This is a genomic window from Luteimonas sp. 100069, from assembly GCF_003813845.1.
GTDB classification, from domain to species: Bacteria; Pseudomonadota; Gammaproteobacteria; order Xanthomonadales; family Xanthomonadaceae; genus Luteimonas; species Luteimonas chenhongjianii.
Genome location: NZ_RPFN01000006.1, coordinates 112,818 through 134,659, shown reverse-complemented (window position 1 = coordinate 134,659; position 21,842 = coordinate 112,818). Strand labels below are relative to the sequence as shown.

15 protein-coding genes and 1 riboswitch are annotated in these 21,842 nt (G+C 67.6%); of the genes, 9 read left to right on the top strand and 6 right to left on the bottom strand.

Annotation, left to right across the window (positions count from 1 at the left end; all coding sequences use genetic code 11):
* Window positions 1-10: 10 nt before the first annotated feature.
* The 3 genes from EGK76_RS13575 (at window position 11) to EGK76_RS13565 (ending at window position 4,690) form a co-directional block, all read left to right on the top strand.
* Window positions 11-1,858: a methyl-accepting chemotaxis protein gene (locus EGK76_RS13575; protein WP_123832955.1), complete on the top strand. Its 1,848-nt coding sequence runs from the start codon at window positions 11-13 to the stop codon at window positions 1,856-1,858.
* Window positions 1,859-1,919: 61 nt separating this feature from the next.
* Window positions 1,920-2,015: riboswitch (TPP riboswitch) on the top strand.
* A 99-nt stretch (window positions 2,016-2,114) separates the two neighbouring features.
* Window positions 2,115-3,992: a phosphomethylpyrimidine synthase ThiC gene (gene thiC / locus EGK76_RS13570; RefSeq protein WP_123832954.1), complete on the top strand. Its 1,878-nt coding sequence runs from the start codon at window positions 2,115-2,117 to the stop codon at window positions 3,990-3,992.
* A gap of 104 nt (window positions 3,993-4,096) precedes the next feature.
* Window positions 4,097-4,690, top strand: a complete 594-nt coding sequence (locus EGK76_RS13565) for a DUF4136 domain-containing protein (protein WP_096296535.1) — start codon at window positions 4,097-4,099, stop codon at window positions 4,688-4,690.
* 68 nt (window positions 4,691-4,758) lie between these two features.
* On the opposite strand, the gene EGK76_RS13560 is transcribed toward EGK76_RS13565, so the two are convergent.
* A complete protein-coding gene (locus tag EGK76_RS13560; RefSeq protein WP_096296534.1) occupies window positions 4,759-5,052 on the bottom strand; it encodes a contact-dependent growth inhibition system immunity protein in 294 nt (97 codons plus the stop codon).
* A gap of 16 nt (window positions 5,053-5,068) precedes the next feature.
* Window positions 5,069-5,827 (bottom strand): RNase A-like domain-containing protein, encoded by a 759-nt coding sequence (locus EGK76_RS13555; protein ID WP_123832953.1) that lies wholly within the window; start codon window positions 5,825-5,827, stop codon window positions 5,069-5,071.
* 192 nt (window positions 5,828-6,019) lie between these two features.
* Here EGK76_RS13555 and EGK76_RS13550 point away from each other — a divergent pair, with 192 nt between their 5' ends.
* From EGK76_RS13550 to EGK76_RS13540, 3 genes are all read left to right on the top strand, one after another.
* A complete protein-coding gene (locus tag EGK76_RS13550) occupies window positions 6,020-8,323 on the top strand; it encodes a winged helix-turn-helix domain-containing protein (RefSeq protein ID WP_233580309.1) in 2,304 nt (767 codons plus the stop codon).
* 142 nt (window positions 8,324-8,465) lie between these two features.
* On the top strand, window positions 8,466-9,275 hold the full coding sequence (locus EGK76_RS13545) for an AraC family transcriptional regulator (RefSeq protein ID WP_342744094.1): 810 nt from the start codon (window positions 8,466-8,468) through the stop codon (window positions 9,273-9,275).
* A 245-nt stretch (window positions 9,276-9,520) separates the two neighbouring features.
* Window positions 9,521-12,298 carry a TonB-dependent receptor gene (locus EGK76_RS13540; RefSeq protein WP_123832974.1) on the top strand — a complete coding sequence of 926 codons (2,778 nt, stop codon included), beginning with the start codon at window positions 9,521-9,523 and terminating at the stop codon, window positions 12,296-12,298.
* Window positions 12,299-12,653: 355 nt separating this feature from the next.
* On the opposite strand, the gene EGK76_RS13535 is transcribed toward EGK76_RS13540, so the two are convergent.
* Window positions 12,654-13,763, bottom strand: a complete 1,110-nt coding sequence (locus EGK76_RS13535) for an HDOD domain-containing protein (protein ID WP_123832952.1) — start codon at window positions 13,761-13,763, stop codon at window positions 12,654-12,656.
* A 126-nt stretch (window positions 13,764-13,889) separates the two neighbouring features.
* Window positions 13,890-14,420 carry an inorganic diphosphatase gene (gene ppa, locus EGK76_RS13530; protein ID WP_123832951.1) on the bottom strand — a complete coding sequence of 177 codons (531 nt, stop codon included), beginning with the start codon at window positions 14,418-14,420 and terminating at the stop codon, window positions 13,890-13,892.
* A gap of 190 nt (window positions 14,421-14,610) precedes the next feature.
* On the opposite strand from ppa, the gene EGK76_RS13525 reads away from it, so the two are divergent.
* Window positions 14,611-16,176, top strand: a complete 1,566-nt coding sequence (locus tag EGK76_RS13525; protein WP_096296531.1) for a M91 family zinc metallopeptidase — start codon at window positions 14,611-14,613, stop codon at window positions 16,174-16,176.
* Between the two features lie 264 nt (window positions 16,177-16,440).
* Window positions 16,441-16,977: a hypothetical protein gene (locus EGK76_RS13520; RefSeq protein ID WP_096296530.1), complete on the top strand. Its 537-nt coding sequence runs from the start codon at window positions 16,441-16,443 to the stop codon at window positions 16,975-16,977.
* A 144-nt stretch (window positions 16,978-17,121) separates the two neighbouring features.
* Here the strand turns inward: EGK76_RS13520 and EGK76_RS13515 are convergent, their stop codons facing one another.
* Window positions 17,122-19,173: a sodium-translocating pyrophosphatase gene (locus EGK76_RS13515; protein WP_096296529.1), complete on the bottom strand. Its 2,052-nt coding sequence runs from the start codon at window positions 19,171-19,173 to the stop codon at window positions 17,122-17,124.
* A 390-nt stretch (window positions 19,174-19,563) separates the two neighbouring features.
* Between EGK76_RS13515 and EGK76_RS13510 the strand changes: the two genes are divergently transcribed.
* Window positions 19,564-19,866, top strand: coding sequence for an EF-hand domain-containing protein (locus EGK76_RS13510; RefSeq protein WP_096300128.1), 303 nt, complete (start codon window positions 19,564-19,566; stop codon window positions 19,864-19,866).
* A 230-nt stretch (window positions 19,867-20,096) separates the two neighbouring features.
* On the opposite strand, the gene EGK76_RS13505 is transcribed toward EGK76_RS13510, so the two are convergent.
* Entirely contained in the window at window positions 20,097-21,758 is a 1,662-nt protein-coding gene (locus EGK76_RS13505; RefSeq protein WP_096296528.1) for an MFS transporter, read from the bottom strand.
* Window positions 21,759-21,842: the final 84 nt, after the last annotated feature.

The following is a 21,842-nucleotide window of genomic DNA, read 5'->3' as shown; positions in this document are numbered from 1 at the left end:
GATGACGGACATGCAGGCGAGGGCAGAGGCCACGGCCGGAGCCACCGTTCCGGGAAGGTGCGGGGATCTGCCCGATGCGCCGGTCGGACTGTTGCGGCTCGATGCCGACGGCTGCCTGATCGAGGCCAACCGCGCCGCGATCGACCTGCTGGGCCTTGCCGGCGCCGCCCTCGATGGGCGCACCCGGGGCCTGCCCTGGGGCCTGACGGTCGATGCATTGACCGGGCGCGACGGCATCTGGCTTGCGCCTGGCAACGACCCCGCCGCGCGGGTTCGCTACCAGGCCGACAGCGAACGTGGCGGCTGGGTGCTGTCGCTGCCGCATGCCGAGACCGCGGCGCTGCTGCGCGAGGTCGCTGGCCTCGCCGGTGGCGATGGACCCGCGCCTGCGCTCGCCGTGCTGCAGCCGCTTGCGTGCCAGCTCGAGGAGGCTGCGGCCGCGCACCACCTGCTTGATGGTATCGGCGGCCTGTTGAGCCGCTGCGACCTGGACCTGGCATCGCTGTGCGACGCCACCGACGACCGCCCGCTGGCGCGGCGCTTGTCCGCCGGCTTCGGCAACCTGGCCGAGGCCATCCGCCAGGCCGTTGCCCTGTCGGTCGGCATCGCCGACGAGGTGCCGCATCTGGTCGGGGAGAACGACGACCTGGTGTGCCAGTCGCAGGCGCAACTGGAGGCGCTCGAGTCCGTGCAGGCGGCGAGCCGGCGTCTGCTGGCCGACCTGCAGGCGGTGGCCGGCGATCTGCAGGCCGTGCGCGAGGTGGCTGGCAGCGCCGACGCCCGTGCGCGCGAGGGCATCGAGGCGGCGCGGGCACTTGCCGACTCGATGGCCGCCGTGCAGCAGCGCTCCGCCCGTGCCCACAGCGTGATCGAGGTCATCGACACGGTGGCGTTCCAGACCAACATCCTGTCGATCAACGCCAGCATCGAGGCGGCGCATGCCGGCGAAGCGGGGCGCGGCTTCGCAGTGGTCGCCAGCGAGATCCGGCGCCTGGCCGACCAGGCTGCCAGCGCGGCGCGCGACGTGCGCGGGATCATCGGCGAGACCGTCTCCGCGCTCGGCGAAGGTGCCGCCTCCGCACGCCACACCGGCGAGGTGCTCGATGGCATCGGCGAACTGCTGGGCGGCGCGGGCCGCGCGATGGCCTCGGTGGCCACCCGCGTCGACGCGCAGAGCGGCGAGATCGCCGCGATCGATCGCGCCGTCGAACAGGTGGTCACGCTGGGACGCAGCAACCTCGAACATGCCGCGCAGGTCGCCGAGCGCAGCGAGGGCCTGGGCCGTGATGCCGCCACGCTGCACGACGGCGTGCGCCTGTTCCGCCTGCCTGCGGATCCGATGGCGACGCCGCGCCATGCCTGCGTGCGCGACCTGGCGCAGACCGCGGCATCGCGCATCGGCGATGCGCTGGACGCGGCGATCGCCCGGCGCGAGATCGATACCGAAGCGCTGTTCTCGCGCGACTACGCTGCGGTGCCCGGCGTCTCGCCGGCGAAATACAGCACCAGCTTCGATGCGCTGTGCGATGTGGTCCTGCCGCCGCTGCAGGAACCGGTGGCTTCGGCGCATCCATGGATCGTGTTCGCGATCTGCGCCAACCCCGATGGCTACGTGCCGACGCACAACCTTCGTTTCAGTCAGCCCCTGACCGGCGATCCGGCGCGCGATCTCGTCGGCAACCGCACCAAGCGCATCTTTGAGGACCGCGTCGGGCGCAGCGTCGGCGCGCATACCGACCCGTGGCGGCTGCAGGTCTACCGCCGCGACACCGGACAGATCATGTTCGACCTGTCGGTGCCGGTGTTCGTGGCCGGCCGGCACTGGGGCGGGTTCCGGGTCGGTTACAGCCTGGAGTAGGCGCGACGTGGCGCGCGCGTGGCGCCGTGGCTGGCGCCGCCTGCCGCTTCGCGATCTAATGCCCGGGAAGCGGGGGTACCGGCATCACGCCGGTTGAGACAGTCCCTTCGAACCTGATCCGGTTGATACCGGCGTAGGGAGCTTCGCAGCACCCGCCTGGCGCCCGTCGTCCGCACCCTTCGTGCGGCCTGGGCCCTTCGGGGCCGCGCCGCCGCTTCGTCCCGTTCCCAGCGAACACGCCACAAGGACGAATGCCATGAATGCCGAGCCATCCACGCTGCAGCAGCAGACCGACCAGCTCTCGGGATCGGTGACACGCCCGATTCCGGGTTCCCGCAAGATCCACGTGCAGGGCACGCGCCCCGACCTGCGCGTGGCCATGCGCGAGATCGTGCAGACCCGCACGCCGACCCTGTTCGGCGGCGAGGACAACCCGCCGGTCACCGTCTACGACCCCTCGGGGCCGTATACCGATCCGCAGGCCACCATCGACCTTGCCGCCGGGCTGGCGCCCTTGCGCGCGCGCTGGATCGAGGAGCGTGGCGACACCCGGCTGCTGCCGGCCTTGAGTTCGGCCTTCGGTCGCGGCCGCGAGCATGATCCCCGGCTCGACCATGTGCGCTTTCCGGCGCGGACGCTGCCCCGCGTGGCGAACGCCGGCGCCAATGTCACCCAGATGCATTACGCGCGCCGCGGCATCGTGACGCCGGAGATGGAATACGTCGCGATCCGCGAGAACCAGCGCCTGGATCTGGTGCGCGATGCACTGTTGCGCCAGCAGCACCCGGGCGAGGCCTTCGGCGCGCACATCCAGCAGGTGATCACCCCGGAATTCGTGCGCGACGAGATCGCCCGCGGCCGCGCGATCCTGCCGAGCAACATCAACCACCCCGAAAGCGAGCCGATGATCATCGGCCGCAACTTCCTGACCAAGATCAACGCGAACATCGGCAACTCCGCGGTGAGTTCGGGCATCGCCGAGGAAGTCGAGAAGCTGGTCTGGGCGATCCGCTGGGGCGGCGACACGGTGATGGACCTGTCGACCGGCAAGCACATCCACGAGACGCGCGAGTGGATCCTGCGCAACTCGCCGGTGCCGATCGGTACCGTGCCGATCTACCAGGCGCTGGAGAAGGTCGACGGCCGCGCCGAAGAGCTGACCTGGGAGATCTTCCGCGACACGCTGATCGAACAGGCCGAGCAGGGCGTGGACTACTTCACCATCCATGCCGGCGTGCTGCTGCGCTACGTACCGCTGACCGCCGGCCGCGTGACCGGCATCGTCTCGCGCGGGGGTTCGATCATGGCCAAATGGTGCCTGGCGCACCATCGCGAGAGCTTCCTCTACGAACACTTCGAGGACATCTGCGAGATCATGAAGGCCTACGACGTGGCCTTCTCCCTGGGCGACGGCCTGCGTCCTGGCTGCATTGCCGATGCCAACGACGCCGCCCAGTTCGGCGAACTCGAGACGCTGGGCGAGCTGACGCGGATCGCGTGGAAGCACGACATCCAGACCATGATCGAAGGGCCTGGCCATGTGCCGATGCAGCTGATCAAGGAGAACATGGACAAGCAGCTGCGCGAGTGCGGCGAGGCGCCGTTCTACACGCTCGGGCCGCTGACCACCGACATCGCGCCGGGTTACGACCACATCACCAGCGCGATCGGCGCGGCGATGATCGGCTGGTACGGCTGCGCGATGCTCTGCTACGTGACGCCCAAGGAGCATCTGGGCCTGCCCAACCGTGAGGACGTGCGCGACGGGATCATGGCCTACAAGATCGCCGCCCACGCGGCCGATCTCGCCAAGGGCCATCCGGGGGCGCAGGTGCGCGACAACGCACTGTCGAAGGCGCGCTTCGAGTTCCGCTGGCAGGACCAGTTCCACCTGGGGCTCGATCCCGAAAAGGCCGAAGCCTTCCACGACGAGACCCTGCCCAAGGACGCGCACAAGGCGGCGCACTTCTGCTCGATGTGCGGTCCGCATTTCTGCTCGATGAAGATCACCCAGGACGTACGCGATTACGCCGCGGGGCAGGGCGTCACCGCAGTCGACGCGCTGGCTGCGGGCATGGCGGAAAAATCCGCCGAGTTCCGCGCCCAGGGCGCCGAGGTCTATCGCCCCGGCTGAACATTCGCCCCGGCCCTCGCATGTATTGCACGAGGGTCGGGGTATGTTCAGGACCGGTATCGGGACCGCCGGTCACGATTCGCCAGACCACAGGGAGACTCGACATGAAGACCTCGTCCCGCGTTGCCACCTGGCTCGTGGCGCTGTGCGGCCTCGTGCTGCTCGCCGGCTGTGCCACCGGCCCCCGTGTTACCACCGAAGCGGATCCGCGCGTGGACTTCTCGGTGTACCGCACCTGGTCGTTCTACACGCCGCTGGCGATCGAGAAGGAAGGCTACGAGACCCAGACCAGCGAGATCGCCAAGGCTGCAGTGCGCGCCGAGATGGAACGTCGCGGTTACATCTACAGCGAAACCAACCCGGACCTGTGGGTGAACATCAATGCCTATCTGGAACGCCGCACCGATGTCAGCAGCGTGCCGACGGTCGATTACGGGTACTACTACAGCTACCGTTATCGCGGTTACTTCGCGGTGCCGTACTGGAACGACCGCACCACCGTGTACCGCTACACCGAGGGCACGATGAACATCGATCTGGTCGACGCACGCCAGAAGCGACTGGTATGGGAAGGCGTGGCTGTGGGACGCGTCGCCAATCTCAGGCCCGACCAGCGCGCGCAGCAGATCAATTCGGCGATCGCGGAGATCTTCGCCAAATATCCGTACCGGGCCGGGACGCGCGCGCAGGCGATGTAAGCCTGGCGGGACGACGCGGACGAAAAAAAAAGCGGGCCGATCGGCCCGCTTTTTTCATGTCCCGGCAATCAGGGCGGAGCGCCGGGCGCCGCGGCAAGCCGTTGCAGCAAGCTGCGCCACGTCGCGCCGTCGCGCGTTGGATCGTATTCGCTGCCCAGCGCCATGATGCGCGCCCCGAGCGCGGCATCGTCCAGTCCATCGTCGAGCAGGGCCTGGGCTTCCCCGCGCGCGCGCGCCACCTGGTCGGGCGATTCGCTGCTCCGGTAATACGCGATCACCTCGTCCGCACTGCCGTGTTCGACTGCCCAGTCCTGGTGGAAATAGGCGGCGAAGAAATTCTCGAGCGTCGGATAGTCGCGCATGCGGGGCGTGGACTCGTCAGGGCTTGCTGGGATAGCCGGTCACGATTCTATAGCCGATATCCAGCTGGCTCGAACGCTCGAGCACCAGCCGTACCGAGAAGACGTCGACCGCGTGGGTGTCGCCGCGGCTCACCGAAATGCCGGTGCTGGCGTCGAACGTGGAGTCGATCACCAGTCGGTTGCCGCCGCTCCCTTCGACCCATGCATCGACGCGGGCCTGGTGGTCGGCAATCGTGGCCGACACGAAGCGCTCGGCCTCGGGCATATCGCGGAAGCTCGACGCTGCGCTGATGTTGTCGCGGCTCACCCGGTCGAGCAGCCATTGCTCGCTCTTGGCGACGTGGCGCTCGATCAGGTGGCCGCCGGCGTCTTCGTGGGCTTCGAGTCCGCCACCGGGCACGGCGCCGGCCCCGTCGGGGGCCTCGGGCCCCTGCACGCCCTCGAGCCAAGCATCGATGCGGGCCACCGTGGCCTCCAGCGCGTCGCGTTCGACCCTCGACAGCGACTGCCCGGGTACCGCGTCAAGCGCATCGCGAATCCCGCCGAGCACGGGCGCGAGCTCCTCGGCGAAGACCGGGCTGCGCTCGGCAAGCGTGACCGCGGCTTCGGTCTCGGCGAGGAAGCCTTCGAGGTCGCCGGCGTCGATCCGCTGGGCGATGTGCGTGTCCAGGGCGTCGCGCGAAAACGCGGCCAGGTCGCGGGCGGGTCCGGGTGCGAGGCCGGGCAACGCCGACCAGTGGTGCGCGCCGCTGTAGGGCAGGGCGGTTGTGTCCATCGCGGCTGGATGTCCTGTCACGGGAGGCCCGGACACTAGACGGCGCAGGTCGCCTGCACAGCCTCGGGCGGACCCGAGGGTCCAGAGGCATGCGTGACCTGTGTCACGCGCGTGTTTGCTGAATAAGGCCGCAAGCTGCGCTTCATTCAGTGTGTGTTGACTACTCTCGCTCGCCTGCCTGTTGGGTTATTGATGTCCGATCCGATGTTTTCCGACGCAGCGGCCCCCAACCGTCTGCGTGTGGGTGATGGCATCGTCGATCTCGCCACGCGTGAGATCCAGATGCCCGGGACGCGAAGTCCTCGACGCGTGACGCCGAAAGCCATCGGTGTCCTGCGGGCGCTCGCGCGCGTCCCCGGCGCGGTGGTCGGGCGGGGGGAGCTGTTGGCCGAGGTCTGGCCCGATACGCTGCCGACGGACGACGTGTTGACCCAGGCCGTCACCCAACTGCGGAAGGCCTTCGGTGCCGGCACGGTCGGCGTTCAGGCCGGCAAGACCTACATCGAAACCATTGCGAAGGGCGGTTATCGCCTGACCGTCCCTGTGGAGGTTCTGGAGCAGGGGCCGGTTGCCGCGATGCCGTCGGAAGTCAGGACCACCGATCCGGCGTTCCAGGCCATCCACGCGCCGGCGCCCGCCGCACAGCCTGCGCCCCCGAGCCATCACAAGGGCCTGCGGCTGACGGCTCTTGCCACGCTGTTCGCGCTCGTCGCCGGGCTGGGCGTGTGGGCCGCCGTCCAGCTCACCCGCCTGCCGGACCACGTGGAGGTCGGCAGTGCCGGTCCGGCGCCGGTGAGCCGTCCCTACCGGCTCATCACCGATGCGGTGGGATTCGAGATGTCGCCCTCCCTATCGCCGGATGCCTCGATGGTCGCGTACGCGGGCTCGGGAATAGGCGAAGCGGCTTCGCGGTCTTCGATCTTCGTCCAGACCACGTCGACCGCAGCGCCGCGGCAATTGTCGCGCCCGCCTGCCGATGCGCAGGATGACCTGCCGGCCTGGTCGCCCGACGGCCGCGAGATCGCATTCGCCCGCCGGGAGGCGGGGGGCGCCTGTCGCGTGCTGCTGATCGCCGCCACCGGGGTTGGCGACGAGCGCGAGATCGCCCGTTGCGACGGCAGCGACATGCTCAGTTTCGACTGGCTTCCCGACGGCAGCGGCCTGCTGTTCGGTACGATGACCGGGGTCGCCGACGGGGGGCGGCTGCGGATCCTGGACGCGTCCACGGGACGCTGGCGCAATCTGGACTATCCCGGCGCCCCGGGGGACGTCGACTTCGCGCCGCAGATCTCCCCCGATGGCCAATGGATCGGTTTCATCCGAAACCCGCAGATGGGCGATCTGTGGCGGATTCCGGTGGCCGGCGGTACCCCGCAGCAGATCACGCGGCTGGGGGCGGAGATGCGCGGCTGGAGCTGGGCGCCCGACGGCGACGGCATGGTGTTCGGCCTGCGTGTGGACAGCGAGGCGCGCCTGTACCGGGTGAGCGTCGGATCGGGCCGGCTCGTTGACCTCGGGATCGAGGATGCGCAGTCGCCATCGGTCGCGACCCGCACGGGCCAGATGGCTTTCGTGCACCGGCGCCCGCAGTTCGGCCTGTATCGGATCGAGGCCGAGACCGGCGACTGGCAGCGCCTGTTCACTTCTTCGGGCCGCGATTCCCAGCCCACGCTGGCGCCCGACGGCGATCAACTGGTCTTTACCTCCGACCGGGCAGGCCGCTTCGAATTGTGGTGGGCGCGTCTCGACGATCCGGGCTCGCTGCGGCCGATCGAAGGCGTACGGCCCGATACGCGGCAGCCCCCGGCCTGGTCGGCGGACGGGCGCCGCCTGTTGTTGACCGCGCTCGACGAGGCGCATGCCCCGATGATTCTCGAGGTGGATCCGCGTCGCGGGCGCGTGGAACGGTTGGATGTGCCCAGCGAACGCCCCGCGCAGGCGATCTACGGCCCTGGGGATTCGATTCTGGTGATCGAGGAGATGGGGAACGGCGGGACCGCCCTGGTGGCCTATGAACGCACCTCCTGGCGGCCACTCGGCCGCATCGCGGACGTGTCGCAGGTCCGGCTGGACCTGGCGCGGGACCGTGTGCTGTACACCCGCCTCGACGCTAGCGGGCTGTGGTCGGCACCGCTTTCGCTGGACGCCGCCGACACGGTCCGGCTCAGCGATACCGTCCCTTCGCGCTGGCGCTATCGCAGCTGGACGGTGACCCAGACAGGACATCTCGCTTATCTGGATGCGACACCCTCATGCCGGACGCGGCTCCGGCATTTCCTGATCGAGGACGCCACGATGCGTGGCGACGAAGAGGTGTGCGTGGACTCCGTCATCTACAGCGCGACCAACGGGTTTTCGGTGGACAAGGACGCAGCGCTCATTGCGCTGGCCTCCGATGATGGCAGCGACATCGGCTTCATGACCCTGCCGCCTGCTCCTTACGAGCCGGACGCGTTCAGCAAGTGGCTGATTTCAATCAGGAAAAAGGCTTCGTAGTTTTTTCGGCAAGAATTCGCCTCGAATTCGGCAAAGCCTAGGCGCGACTTCGGGCAAGGCAGCAGGCCGGACGGCACAAAGGGTTCCCCCCATTCCCGTCCCAATTCCCATGTCGACCTGCCTGTGGGCCGCGCGCGGCCAGATGCTTCCGTTCGAAACCCTGAGCACACCTGCGCACTGCCTGGGCGTGGCACGCCTGGGCGGCATCCAGATGACCGCGCCCGTGTTCAATCTGTGGGTGCAGCTGCGCGGGCAGGGCTGGATCGAATCGCGCGAAGGGCGGTTCCGCATGCGCCGAGGCGACTGGATGGCATTCGAGAAAGAGTCCACGCCCCTGGTACAGAGCGACGCCCACGGGCTCTGTATCGGCATCGCGCTTGACGCCAGTGCGCTCGAAGCGCTGCAGGTGCTCAGCGACGGCAGCCTCTATGCGGGGCGTGGCCGGATGCCGGCACGCGAACTACGCTCCCTGCTGCGGCTGTGGCGCGAGGCCGCGCGATCCGGTGGCGAGGCGCTCGCGGTACGGCCTCTGTTGCTGCAGCTGGCGCACGTCCAGCGCGAGCTCGCCGCGCGCGTGCGCCGGTGCCCCGGCCGGTCGCGGAGCCGCAAGCGCCAGGTCTTCGGTCGCATGCAGCGCGCGCGTATGTATCTGGAAGGCAACGCGGACCGGGTGGTGCGCATCAGCGAGCTCGCCGACCTCACCAGCTTCTCCAGCTGGTACTTCTCCAAGGCCTTCCATGCGCTCTACGACGAGAGCCCGCAGCAGCTGTCGGTCCGCCTCCGGCTCGAGCGCGCAGGCCATCTGCTCAGGACCACGTCGATGATGGTCGGGGAGGTGGCTGCGGCCTCGGGCTTCGACAACTGCTGCAGCTTCGCGCGTGCCTTCAAGAACCACCACGGCGTCTCGGCCAGCCGCTACCGCAGCGAGACCCATCGCGGCGCGGCCGCATGAGCAAGGCTGTTATGCGCGCCGCTTAACATGGCGAGTGAACCGGATCTGGCTGTATAGGGATTTTTGCTCCAGGCGCCAGATTCGGCAAACGCAGGCGGCGATGGTGGCAAGGCGGTGCGGGTCTCTAGGGACGTAACGTGCGGATGGCGTTTTTAACGCGTCAGTAACGCTCACACTCTGGAGAGAGAACTTTGAAGAACCTTCGCACTCCCGCATTGCGGAAGGGCCTGCTGCCGGCCGCGATCATGGCCGCCGTCGTACCGGCGGTGAGCTTCGCCCAGGCGCAACCCGCGAGCGGCACCACTGAGCTCGACCGCATCCAGGTCACCGGCTCGCGCATCCGCGGCGTCGAAATCGAAAACCAGCAGCCGATCCTCACCGTGTCGCGTGAAGACATCGCGCGTTCGGGCCAGGCGACGGTCGCCGACCTGCTGCAGAACATCTCGTCGGCGGGTTCGCCGGCGATCTCGCGCGCCGACGCCCTGGCGTCGGGCGAGAACGTCGGTGGCTACTACATCGACATCCGCAACCTCGGTGCCAACCGTACCCTGGTGCTGATCAACGGCGTCCGTCTCGGTGCGACCACCGGCGGCTTCCAGGACCTGAGCCAGATCCCGGTGTCGGCGATCGAGCGCATCGACATCCTCAAGGACGGCGCCTCTTCGATCTATGGCTCCGACGCCATTGCCGCAGTGGTCAACGTGATCACCCGTTCGCGCTTCGACGGTGCTGAGGCTTCGGTCCAGTACGGCCAGTACACCGATGGCGACGGCGGCGAAACCATCTACTCGGCGACCTTCGGCACCACCAACGACCGCGGTGGCATCACGGTCTCGGCCGAAGTCATGGAGGGCGACCCGGTCTTCGCCGGCGATCGTTTCTTCAGCGCCTTCGGCGACGCCGGCCCCGACTATCCGGGCTCGGGCTTCAGCCCGGTCAGCCAGAACGGTTCGTGGTACGACGTGGCGACCGGGACGTGGCTGACGCTGCGCGAAGGCGGCAACCCCGCCAACCGTGGCGATTACGTGCCGCACACGGCCGAGTACAACGCCAACTCGAACCAGCAGATGATGGTGCAGACGGGTCTGGAACGTAAGTCGGTGTTCACCAACATCAACTACGACCTGACCGATCGCATCACCTTCAACAGCGACATCCTCTACAACAAGCGCACCACGGACCAGCAGATCGCCGGCTATCCGTATCAGTCGGCCGCGTTCGACACCATGCTTTCGGGCGACAGCGCGTTCAACCCGACCGGCGAAGACATCGACTTCCGTCGTCGCCTCTGGGAAGTGCCGCGCACCACCCGCAGCGAGCTGACCACGTTCCGTGTCGTTGCCGGCCTCACCGGCTACTTCGAAGTCAACGAGCGTCCGTGGGACTGGGGCGTCAGCTACGCCAACAACCGCAATGAAGTGACCAAGACCGGTCACGGCGACGCCAGCCTGCTGGCGACCGCGCCGGCCCTCGGCCCGTCGTTCATCGATGCCAATGGCGTTGCGCGTTGCGGCACCGTCGGCAGCGTGATCGCGGGCTGCACGCCCTGGAACCCGCTGCTGCCCGCGGGCGTTGCAGGTCCCGGCTCGCTGGGCAATGCGGATGTGCAGAACTTCCTGTTCCCGACCTACACCGACACCGGTACGACCAGCAGCAAGATCTACTCGGCCAACCTGAGCGGCGGCCTGTTCGAGCTGCCGGCCGGCGACCTCGGCTTCGCAGTAGGCATCGAGCGCCGCGAAGAGACGGGCCGCTTCGTGCCGGACGCGTTCAACCAGAGTGGCAACTCGACCGGCCTGCCGGCGACCACCACCCAGGGCGAGTACGACGTCAACGAAGCTTACGTGGAGCTCAATGTTCCGGTGCTGGCCGACATGGCCTTCGCCCAGGAACTGACCCTGAACTTCGCGTCGCGTTATTCGGACTACAGCAACTTCGGTAACACCACCAACTCCAAGGGCAGCTTCCTGTGGCGTCCGATCGAGTCGCTCGCGGTGCGTGGCACCTGGGCGCAGGGCTTCCGCGCGCCTTCGATCGACAACCTCTACGGCGGCATCGGCGGCAGCTTCGAGAGCTACACCGACCCGTGCTCGGTCGGTGTCTCGGGTAGCGTTGCCGGCAATGCGGCCTGTACGGCGGCCGGCGTCTCGCCGACCTACGTGCAGCTGGGCCAGGGCCTGGTGCCTTGCACCTCGTGGCCGTGCCAGACCCCGGACCAGTTCATCTCGGGTTCGAACCCGGACCTCGGCCCGGAAGAGTCGATCAGCAAGACCGCCGGCATCGTCTGGAGCCCCGGTTTCGCCGACGGCCTGACCCTGAGCCTGGACTGGTACAACTACAAGCTGTCGAACTACATCATCTCCGACAGCGTCAACCGCATCCTGCGTGACTGCTACGTGCTGGGCGATGCCAGCCGCTGCGACGGCATCACGCGCGCCGCGGATGGCCACATCTCGGGCATGTTCTACGGCCTGACCAACCTAGGCCAGCTGGAAACGGAAGGCTGGGACTTCGGCGCGCGTTACCGCATGGCCGACACCGCGTTCGGCGGCTTCACGTTCGACTGGCAGACGAGCTACCTGTCGCAGTACGACTCGCTTGGCCAGAACTCGGCCGGCGAGAACGTGTTCATCGGCGGCGCCGGTGACCCGGGCCTGTTCCGCGTCCGTTCGACCCTCAGCACCAACTGGGAAGTCAACGACGAGTGGAACGTGACCTGGAACATGCGTTACTACTCCGGCATCAACGACGGCTGCGTCACCAACCGTCCGTGCTCGGATCCTGACCGCTACCAGGTCGGCGAAACCGCACCGCGCAACCGTCTGGGTTCGAACACGTTCCACAACCTGCAGGTGTCCTACAGCGCACCGTGGGACGGCACGATCTCGGTCGGCGTCGACAACGTGTTCGATCGCGAGGCTGCGATCATGTTCAGCGGCGGCAACGTGAGCACGGGCTTCCCGTACTACCCCGAGTTCGACATCGGCCGCTTCATGTACATGCGTTACACCCAGCGCTTCTGATCGGCTAACGATCGAAGCTCTTGAACCACGGCCCGCAAGGGCCGTGGTTTTTTTGTGCCTGGTGACAGGCGGCGGGCGTTCTGACGATCTGTGCGCGGCGCGCCGTGCGCGGGTGGGATGCGCGCTCGGGCCGAGCGCACGCGCCTGGATCGTCGCAGTCGTGCCCGCGAGCAGTCGCGCGACGTGCGGGCACGCGGACGCTCGACCGCTCGCGGTCGCGGCGGCGCATCGTTCAATCGGGTGGCGCGGCTATCCAGCGCTGCGGGGCGGCGCGGGCCTGGCGTGGCCGGCGCGGGTCACTACCGCATGCGGGCGACCGCGGCTTGCGCGGTGCCCTGGGTGCAGGCCCGGCGGGTCAGGCCGTCTGCGGGTCGGTGAGGCCGAGCAGGCGGTCGGCGTGACCGCGCCAGCCGTCGAGTTTGTCGAGCACGCCGGTGCGCTGCAGGTAGTCCTCATGGACTGTCTCACCTGCGGCCAGGGCGGTGGCGACGTGCACGGCGCCGGTGACCCAGAAGCTGCGCGTACCGCTGCGCGCCGGACAACGCTGGAACGCGACCGCTTCGATGATCGGCATCGGCAGGCCCCACAGGCCCAGCAGATAGGCGCCGGCCTCGGTATGGCCCGGTGCATCGACGGGTTGGGTGTCGGGCGCAGCACGCTCGTCGCGGATGCCCGGCAGCAACAGGCCGATGTCGGCGAGCAGCGCCGCGGTCGCGCCGAGCTCCGCGCTCGACTCGGGCAGCATGCGCCGCGCGAGTTGCGAGGCGATCAGGGCGCGCTGCTGCATGCCGGCACGATCGAGGTCGGGACGAGCCCCGTGCGCGAATACCTCGCTGGCCAGCACGAGGTCGCGCATCGTGGCCATGCCCAGGCGAGTGACCGCCGCGCGCAGATCGGTGATGGCGCGCCCGGTCGAAAAATATGCGGAATTGCACAGCTGCAGCACCTTGGCCGCGATGGCGGGATCACCCGCGATCAGCTGTGCGATGTCGTTGGCGCTGGTGTCCTCGTCGGCTTCCAGTGCATGGGCCAGCGCCAGATAGGTCTGCGGCGGCGAGGGCAGCTTCTCGATCTGGCCGATGGATTCGCGCAGGGCCGGGTTGTCCAGCAGTTCCCGCAGTTCTTCCAGACTGCCGATCGCCTCGAGCAGCTGCGCCTCGCCCACCGGCAAGGGCAGGAACCGGTGCGCGAGCGAAAGCACGCGTGCGGCAGGCTGGCCGCCGATGACGGCGATACGCGAGGTTTCCGGGCGCAACGTGCGGATCTGTCCCAGCAGGGTCGCCACCGACATGTCGGGCAGCGTCGGCGCCACCACCAGGACATCCTGCGGGGCCTCCGCGATCAGGGAAATCGCGGTGGCGCCATCGCCAGCCCGCTTCACCTGCCAGCTGTCATCCATGTCCCCGACGAGGGCGACAAGCTCCGACGGCAGGCTGTCTTCGCCGCCTACAAACAGAATACGCACGATCTGGAATCCCCTGAACGCCGCGGCATGCACATCACGGCGCCGGCGTGAACCGATAGTAGCAAGCGCACCGCGCCGGAAGCCGGCGCGGTGTCTCGAAGTGTGACGATGGCTGCGCCCGGTGCCTTATTCGGCGGCGTAGGCGGCGATCGCCTCGTTGAGCAATGCCTTGGCTTCCGCCGCATTGCCCCAGCCGCTGATCTTCACCCACTTGCCCTTCTCGAGATCCTTGTAGTGCTCGAAGAAGTGGCCGATGCGCTCGAGCCAGTGGGCCGAGACCTTGTCGAGATCGTCGACATGGGCATAACCGGCGAACACCTTCTCCACCGGCACGGCGAGGATCTTCTCGTCGCTGCCGGCCTCGTCGGTCATCTTCAGCACGCCCACCGGACGGCAGCGGATCACCGAGCCCGGGATCAGCGGCAGCGGCAGTACCACCAGCACGTCGGCCGGGTCGCCATCGCCGCAGACGGTGTTGGGCACATAGCCGTAATTGCAGGGGTAGCGCATCGGCGTGGACAGGATGCGGTCGACGAAGATCGCCCCGCTTTCCTTGTCGACCTCGTACTTGACCGGCTCGGCGTCCTTCGGGATTTCGATGATGACGTTGATTTCGTCCGGCGGATTCTTGCCGGTGGGGACGGAGTCCAGGCCCATTGTGTGTGTACTTCCAGTGGTCGGTGATTCGGCCATTTTACGGCCATCTGATGTTGCGACGCAGCGTCGGCCCGGATGGTTTCAGCAGAAACGGCGTACGCCGGCACGGACCAAGGGTACGCCCCAGTATGGTCGGGCCGTACTACAGCGTACATATGGTGCCGACTTCCGCTGACGCAGACCGCTTACGATGACCATGCTCGATTCGCTGTCCCCGACCGCCAACCCCTCGACCGCCCAGGGCTACTGGCAGAACCCGCTGGCGCCGAACGATCCGCACAACCATGGCGGCCCGGACGCCGGTGACGTGGGTCACGCACCGCACATCGAGGGACTGGCCGACGGGCCGCAGGTCTCGACGCTTGATGCTCCGGACCGCGCGCCAGACGGCGCGATCGGCATCGACGGCGGCAGCAGCAATACCGCCGAGCGGACGACCGGGCGCACGCCCGATGGCAAGCCGATCCAGATCGATCCGCTGCACAGCGATGGACAGGTCGACGTGGCCCGCGAGCGTACCGTCGCCCAGGGATATGTCAGTCGCGACCAGGTCGTCTTCACCACCGGCGCCGGCGACGATAACGTCGGGGTCACCCAGCGCGACGACGGCACGCTCGACGTATCGATCAACGGCGAAAGCTACGAGGTCCGCCTGACCGAAGGCCAGGAGCTGACGCTGCGCACGGGCGCCGGCAACGACACCATCCAGGTGGCGTCGAACGTCAAGGTCAATGTCATCGCCGATGCGGGCGCGGGCGACAACCAGCTCGACATCGCCGGCGATGGCGACAACCGCATCAGCAGCGGCGACGGCGACGACACCATCCGCGTGAGCGGCAGCGGCCGCAACGACATCCACACCACCGGCGGCACCAACGAGATCTTCGGCGGCAGTGGCGTCAATGTGATCTACGGCGGCGATGGCAGCGACACCATCCATGCCGGCAGCGGCACCAATTACATCGAAGGCGGCCGCGGCGACGACGTGATCCACGGCGGCGGCACCTTCGACATCCTCTCGGCCGGCAGTGGCGACGACGTCGTCAATGTCGGCGAGGGGCGGACGACCGTGTATGCGGGCGCTGGCGCAGACACGATCGGCGGCGCGCATGCGCAGACCACCGTCTATTCGCAGGCCAGCGACATCGTCAATGCGGCGATCGGCGCGCGGCCGACCGTGGTCAACGTCGAGATCGACAACACCGTCGGCGACCGCGGTGTCCGCGTGCAGGGGTCGGACGCGTTCGTGCAGCGCATGCAGTCGGAGCTGGATTTCCTCCGCGCCTCGCCGAACGGCCAGCAGATGATGGCCGAATTCGACAAGGCGGCCGAGGCGAAGGGCAACACAGTGACGATCCGCGAGCTGGCGAACGAGGACAACGGCTACGCCCAGACCTTCAGTAACGATGCCGACATCATCAACGGCCGTCCGGGCGCGGGCGGCGACGTGACCATCAGCTACAACCCGTCCTTCCACATGGACGCGTTCCCGGCGCCGTCGGTGGTCCTGTTCCATGAGATGTCGCATGCCTATAACGGCGTCAACGGCACCTTCCTGCAGGGCACGTATCGCGGCACCGGTCCCGACAGTGGCCGGGTGCCCAATGCGGAGCGACAGGCCGTGGGCCTTGAGACCAGTGCCACCCCCTACGACTTCGACGGTAGCGGGCCGCTGACGCACAACCCCATCCATCTGACCGAGAACGGCATCCGCCGCGAGCTGGGCATGCCCGACCGGCCGAGCTACGCGCTCTGACCGGCGGAGGTGAGGCAGGGGGCCGTCACGTGCGTGCGCGGCCCTGCCGGCGGGGCTGCTGATCGGGCGTCGTGAAAACGACTTCGGGTATGCCGCACCATGACTGTCCGTTCGCGCCCCGCGGATCTTCCATCACCTCCACGTCCACGCGTGTCTCTCCGGGTAGGCTTGGGCTGTGCCCTCGCCGCAGCCGGCCTGGCCTGCGTGCTGGTATCCCCGCCGGCGAATTCCAGCCCACCGCCCCGCCACCTGCCGAGGCCCGCAATGCCAGTGAGCGATATCGCCCGCGCCACGATCGAGGGAGAAGGTGTCGCTCTGGAGGTGGCGCTGAGCCGCGAGGGTCAGGGCGTCCGCGTGGACTACCGGATCCGCAATACCGGGGCGGTGCCGCTGCTCGTATTCGACCGCGGTGATCGCCACGCGGTGCTGACGCGGCGCCAGCTGTCGGGCGCCGTGGGCGTGCCCGCGCTGCGAGAAGACCCGGGCGGTCGGGCCACGCTCCTGCACGTCGCGCGCGCCCTGCCTGTGCCGCCGCCGACCGTGCCACCCACCCCGCTTGCGCGCCGCGTCGATCCGGGTACGCGCGTGGATGGCGGCTTCGGCTTCTCCGGCTGGCTGTCCGCGCGCCCCAGGCAGGTGCGGTGGTGCGTCGGCATCGGCGTGGCCGATGAGCAGCGGATGTTTTCACCCGACGCCACTGGCGAGGTCCAGGTGTGGCAGGCCGACTTCGGTTATGCCGACGACCAGCAGGTGTTGTGTACGCCGTGGTTCGACATGGAAAGCGGCACCTTCGAGGCATAACGGGCGCGACGGCTCACCATGTGATGTGCGCCTACGTGTTCGCGCGCCTCGCGTCAAAAGTGGACCTGATCGCAGCTCCGGCGCCTCACCTGTGCCCCTCTCCGGTGCGGGAGAGGGGCAACGATGCCGCGTGGGCCGCCTCCGTCAGAGCAGGGGCACGAGCAGGAGCGCGACGATATTGATGATCTTGATCAACGGATTGATCGCCGGGCCTGCGGTGTCCTTGTAGGGATCGCCGACGGTATCCCCGGTGACTGCGGCCTTGTGCGCTTCGCTGCCCTTGCCGCCGAAGTTTCCGTCCTCGATGTATTTCTTGGCGTTGTCCCAGGCGCCGCCGCCGGTGGTCATCGAGATCGCGACGAACAGTCCGGTCACGATCGTGCCGATCAGCAGTCCGCCCAGTGCGCGGATGCCGGCGCCGGGGCCCATCAGAGCGTTCATGCCGAGCGCGACCACGACCGGCACCAGGACCGGCAGCAGCGAGGGCACGATCATTTCCCTGATCGCCGAACGGGTCAGCATGTCCACCGCGCGGTCGTACTGGGGCTTGCCGCTGCCGTCCATGATTCCGGGGATCTCGCGGAACTGGCGTCGCACTTCCTCGACCACGGCAGCGGCCGCGCGGCCGACCGCCTCCATCGCCATCGCGCCGAACAGGTAGGGGATCAGTCCGCCGATGAACAGACCGATGATCACCGCCGGATCCGCAAGATCGAAGCGGAACTCGGTGCCCGGATATTTCGCTTCGAGGTTGTGGGTGAAGTCGGCGAACAGCACCAGCGCCGCCAGCGCCGCAGAGCCGATCGCGTAGCCCTTGGTCACCGCCTTGGTGGTGTTGCCGACCGCGTCGAGGGGATCGGTGATCGCGCGGATCTCCGGCGGCAGGTCGGCCATCTCGGCGATGCCGCCGGCGTTGTCGGTGATCGGGCCATAGGCATCGAGCGCGACGATCATGCCGGCCATCGACAGCATCGCCGTGGCTGCGATCGCGATGCCGTAGAGCCCGGCGAGCGAGAAGCACGCCCAGATCGCGAAGCACACGGCAATGACCGGCATTGCGGTCGATTTCATCGACACGCCAAGGCCGGCGATGATGTTGGTGCCATGCCCGGTCGTCGATGCCTGGGCGATGTGCCGCACCGGCGCGTACTGGGTGCCTGTGTAGTACTCGGTGATCCAGACGATCGCGCCGGTCAGGACCAGCCCGATCAGCGCGCACCAGTACAGATTGGTCGCACCGAAGCTGTTGTCGGCCATCAGCTGCGTGGTGATCGGCCAGAACAGCGCGGCCGCGATCACGCCGGAGACGATGACGCCCTTGTACAGCGCACCCATGATCGAGCCGCCTGTCTTCACCTTGACGAAGAAGGTGCCGACGATCGATGCGAGGATCGACGCGCCGCCCAGGACCAGCGGATACAGCACGCCGTTCGCGCCGACGGTCGGCGCCATCAGGAAGCCCAGCAGCATCGTCGCGATGACCGTGACGGCATAGGTTTCGAACAGGTCTGCGGCCATGCCCGCACAGTCACCGACGTTGTCGCCGACGTTGTCGGCGATCACCGCCGGGTTGCGCGGATCGTCTTCGGGAATGCCGGCCTCGACCTTGCCCACCAGGTCGGCGCCGACGTCCGCGCCCTTGGTGAAAATGCCGCCGCCAAGCCGCGCGAAGATCGAGATCAGCGAGCTGCCGAAGGCCAGGCCGACCAGCGCATGCAGTGCGGCCTCGCCGGCGATACCGAAACGGGGCAGCAGCATCCAGTAGCCGGCGACGCCGAGCAGCCCGAGGCCGACGACCAGCATGCCGGTGATCGCGCCACCGCGGAATGCGACATCCATCGCAGGGCCGATGCCGCGGCGCGCCGCCTCGGCCGTCCGCACGTTGGCGCGCACCGAGACATTCATGCCGATGTAGCCGGCGGCGCCCGACAGCACCGCGCCAAGCAGGAAACCAATGCCGGTCGCCCAGCCCAGAAAGATGCCGATCAATACGAACAACACCACACCAACGACCGCGATCGTCAGGTACTGCCGGTTGAGATAGGCACGCGCGCCTTCCTGGATCGCCCCGGCGATCTCCTGCATGCGTTGATTGCCGGCGGGTTGCCGGTTGATCCAGCCGGCGGAAACGACGCCGTAGAGAATCGCGATGGCGGCACAGACCAGTGCCAGCCACAGACCGTGTTGCTCAAGCATGGAAACCCCTCCCAGAGTCGGTATGCCAGGACCAAACAGCGGTGCAGCGGGTGGTGCGCGCCGACTATGGCACAGCCGTGTGGAGGCGGGCAGACGGGGCGTGCTGCAGTGTGTGGGTGTCGCATCCACCGGTCGGCCTTCCATACGATCTGCCGAGGATGGAAAGCATCCAGCGATGCAGCCATCATGGCGGGGCTGACGCTTCAAGGCGCGACGATGACCTCTGCAATTCTCGACTTTCTCTCCGGCAACCTGCTCCAGTCGGGCAGGACGGCCATGCGGAGCTGTCCGCTGCAGGGGCGCATGCCTGGAAAACCGCATGCTTCCATCACATCCCGATCGCGGGTCCGGCTACGCGCCGCTCGCGTTGCGTGCGCGCTATGCGCGCTCATCGTGACCACGACCGCAGGCGCGCAGGTCACGCGCACGTCCGAATACCGTGACGAGATGGATACCGACGGCGATGGGCGGGTTTCGCTCGCCGAGTACCAGGCGTGGATGCGCTACGGGTTCGACCGGATGGACCGTAACGGCGACGGCGTGCTGACGCCGGACGAGCTGCCCGGGGGCAAGGGCCGTCCGGTGGCGCTGGCCGGACACTTGGCAAAACTGGCGGCGACGTTCAATCGGCAGGACACCAACCGCGACGGCTATCTCGACGCGCGCGAGCTGGCCGCGCCACCGCAGAAGTAGGCGCGAATCTTCCGGCTGCAGGCGGACCGATGCGAGAGCGCTGATGGGCGCGCTCGTCGTCATCGCGTGCAAAACGCACGAATGCGTGCGCAGCGTTGTCGCGGCCGGCGCGTCCCCGGCGCCTCGGCGAGTCGCGCGAAACAGGATGCCTGAAAAGAGGAACGCCGACCCTTCCGGGCCGGCGTCCATCGGGGCGCACGGGAATCAGGTTCCCGTGCGGATGACCCCGCTTACTTCGTGATGTCGACGTCCTTCGTTTCGCGCAGGAAGATCGTACCGATCACCAGCGACATCAGTGCGATGCCGATCGGGTACCACAGGCCGTAGTAGATGTTGCCCGTGGCCGCGACCAGTGCGAACGAGATCGCCGGCAGGAAGCCGCCGAACCAGCCGTTGCCGATGTGATACGGCAGCGACATCGAGGTGTAGCGGATGCGTGTCGGGAACAGTTCGACCAGATACGCCGCGATCGGGCCGTAGACCATGGTCACGAAGATCACCAGGATCCACAGCAGGAAGATCGTCATCGGCATGTTGATCCGGTCCGTGTCCGCCTTCTCCGGATAACCCGCCGCATTGAGCGCGCCGCGCAGTTCGGTGCCGAAGCTGCCCTGCTGGGTCTTGAGCGCATCGCCAACCAGGCCTTCGGCCTCGTACGACGCGACGCTGTTGTTGCCCACCCGCACTTGGGCCAGCGAACCCACCGGCGCCGGCTCGACGTTGTACGGCACGCCGGCGCGTGCGAGCGCAGCGGTTGCCACGTCACAGGAGCTGGTGAACTTGCGCGTGCCCACCGGATCGAACTGGAAGCTGCAGGTGTTCGGGTCGGCCACGACCACGGCCGGCGAATTGGCGACAGCTTCTTCGATCGCCGGATTGGCGAAGTGGGTGATCCCCTTGAAGATCGGGAAGTAGGACACCGCCGCGATCAGACAGCCGGCCATGATGATCTTCTTGCGCCCGATCTTGTCCGACAGCCAGCCGAAGAAGAGGAAGAACGGCGTGCCGAGCAACAGGGCCGCTGCGATCAGCAGGTAGGACACCGTCAGATCGACCTTCAGCATGCTCTGCAGATAGAACAGGGCATAGAACTGGCCGGCGTACCACACGACGGCCTGGCCGGCGGTGGCGCCGAACAGCACCAGCAGCATCAGCTTCAGGTTGCCGCCCTTGACCGAATCACGGAACGGCTGCTTGGAGCCCTTGCCCTCGGCCTTCATCTGCTGGAACAGCGGCGATTCGGCCAGCTGCAGGCGGATCCATACCGACACGCCGAGCAGGACGATCGAACCCAGGAACGGAATGCGCCAGCCCCAGTCTTCGAACGCTTCGACACCGAGGAGCCAGCGGCACAGCAGGATCACGGCCAGCGACAGGAACAGGCCGAGCGTCGCCGTGGTCTGGATGAAGGCGGTATACAGGCCGCGCTTGCCCGGCGGCGCGTGTTCGGCGACGTAGGTGGCCGCGCCGCCGTACTCGCCGCCCATCGCCAGACCCTGGGCCAGACGCAGCACGATCAGCATGATGGGCGCCGCGATGCCGATCGTCGCGTAACTGGGCAACACGCCGACGAGGAAGGTCGACACGCCCATGATGATGATCGTGATCAGGAACGTGTACTTGCGGCCGATGCGATCGCCGAGGCTGCCGAAGAACGCCGCGCCGAACGGGCGTACGAAGAAGCCCGCCGCGAACGCGAGCAGCGTGAAGATCATGCCCGTCGTCGGGTTGACGCCACTGAAGAACTGGCGCGACAGGATGATCGCGAGCGAGCCGTACAGATAGAAGTCGTACCACTCGAAGACGGTGCCGAGACTGGACGCGAAGATGACCTTCTTGTGGCCCTTCGTCAGCGCGGGCTTGGGTGCCGGATTGGCGGTCGTGCTGGACATGGGAAGCTTCCCCTCCGAAGCGTTCGTGATGTGGTCGGGGGCCGGCGAGCGCCGATCACCCGGTCAGACGTGCTGCATGCGGTC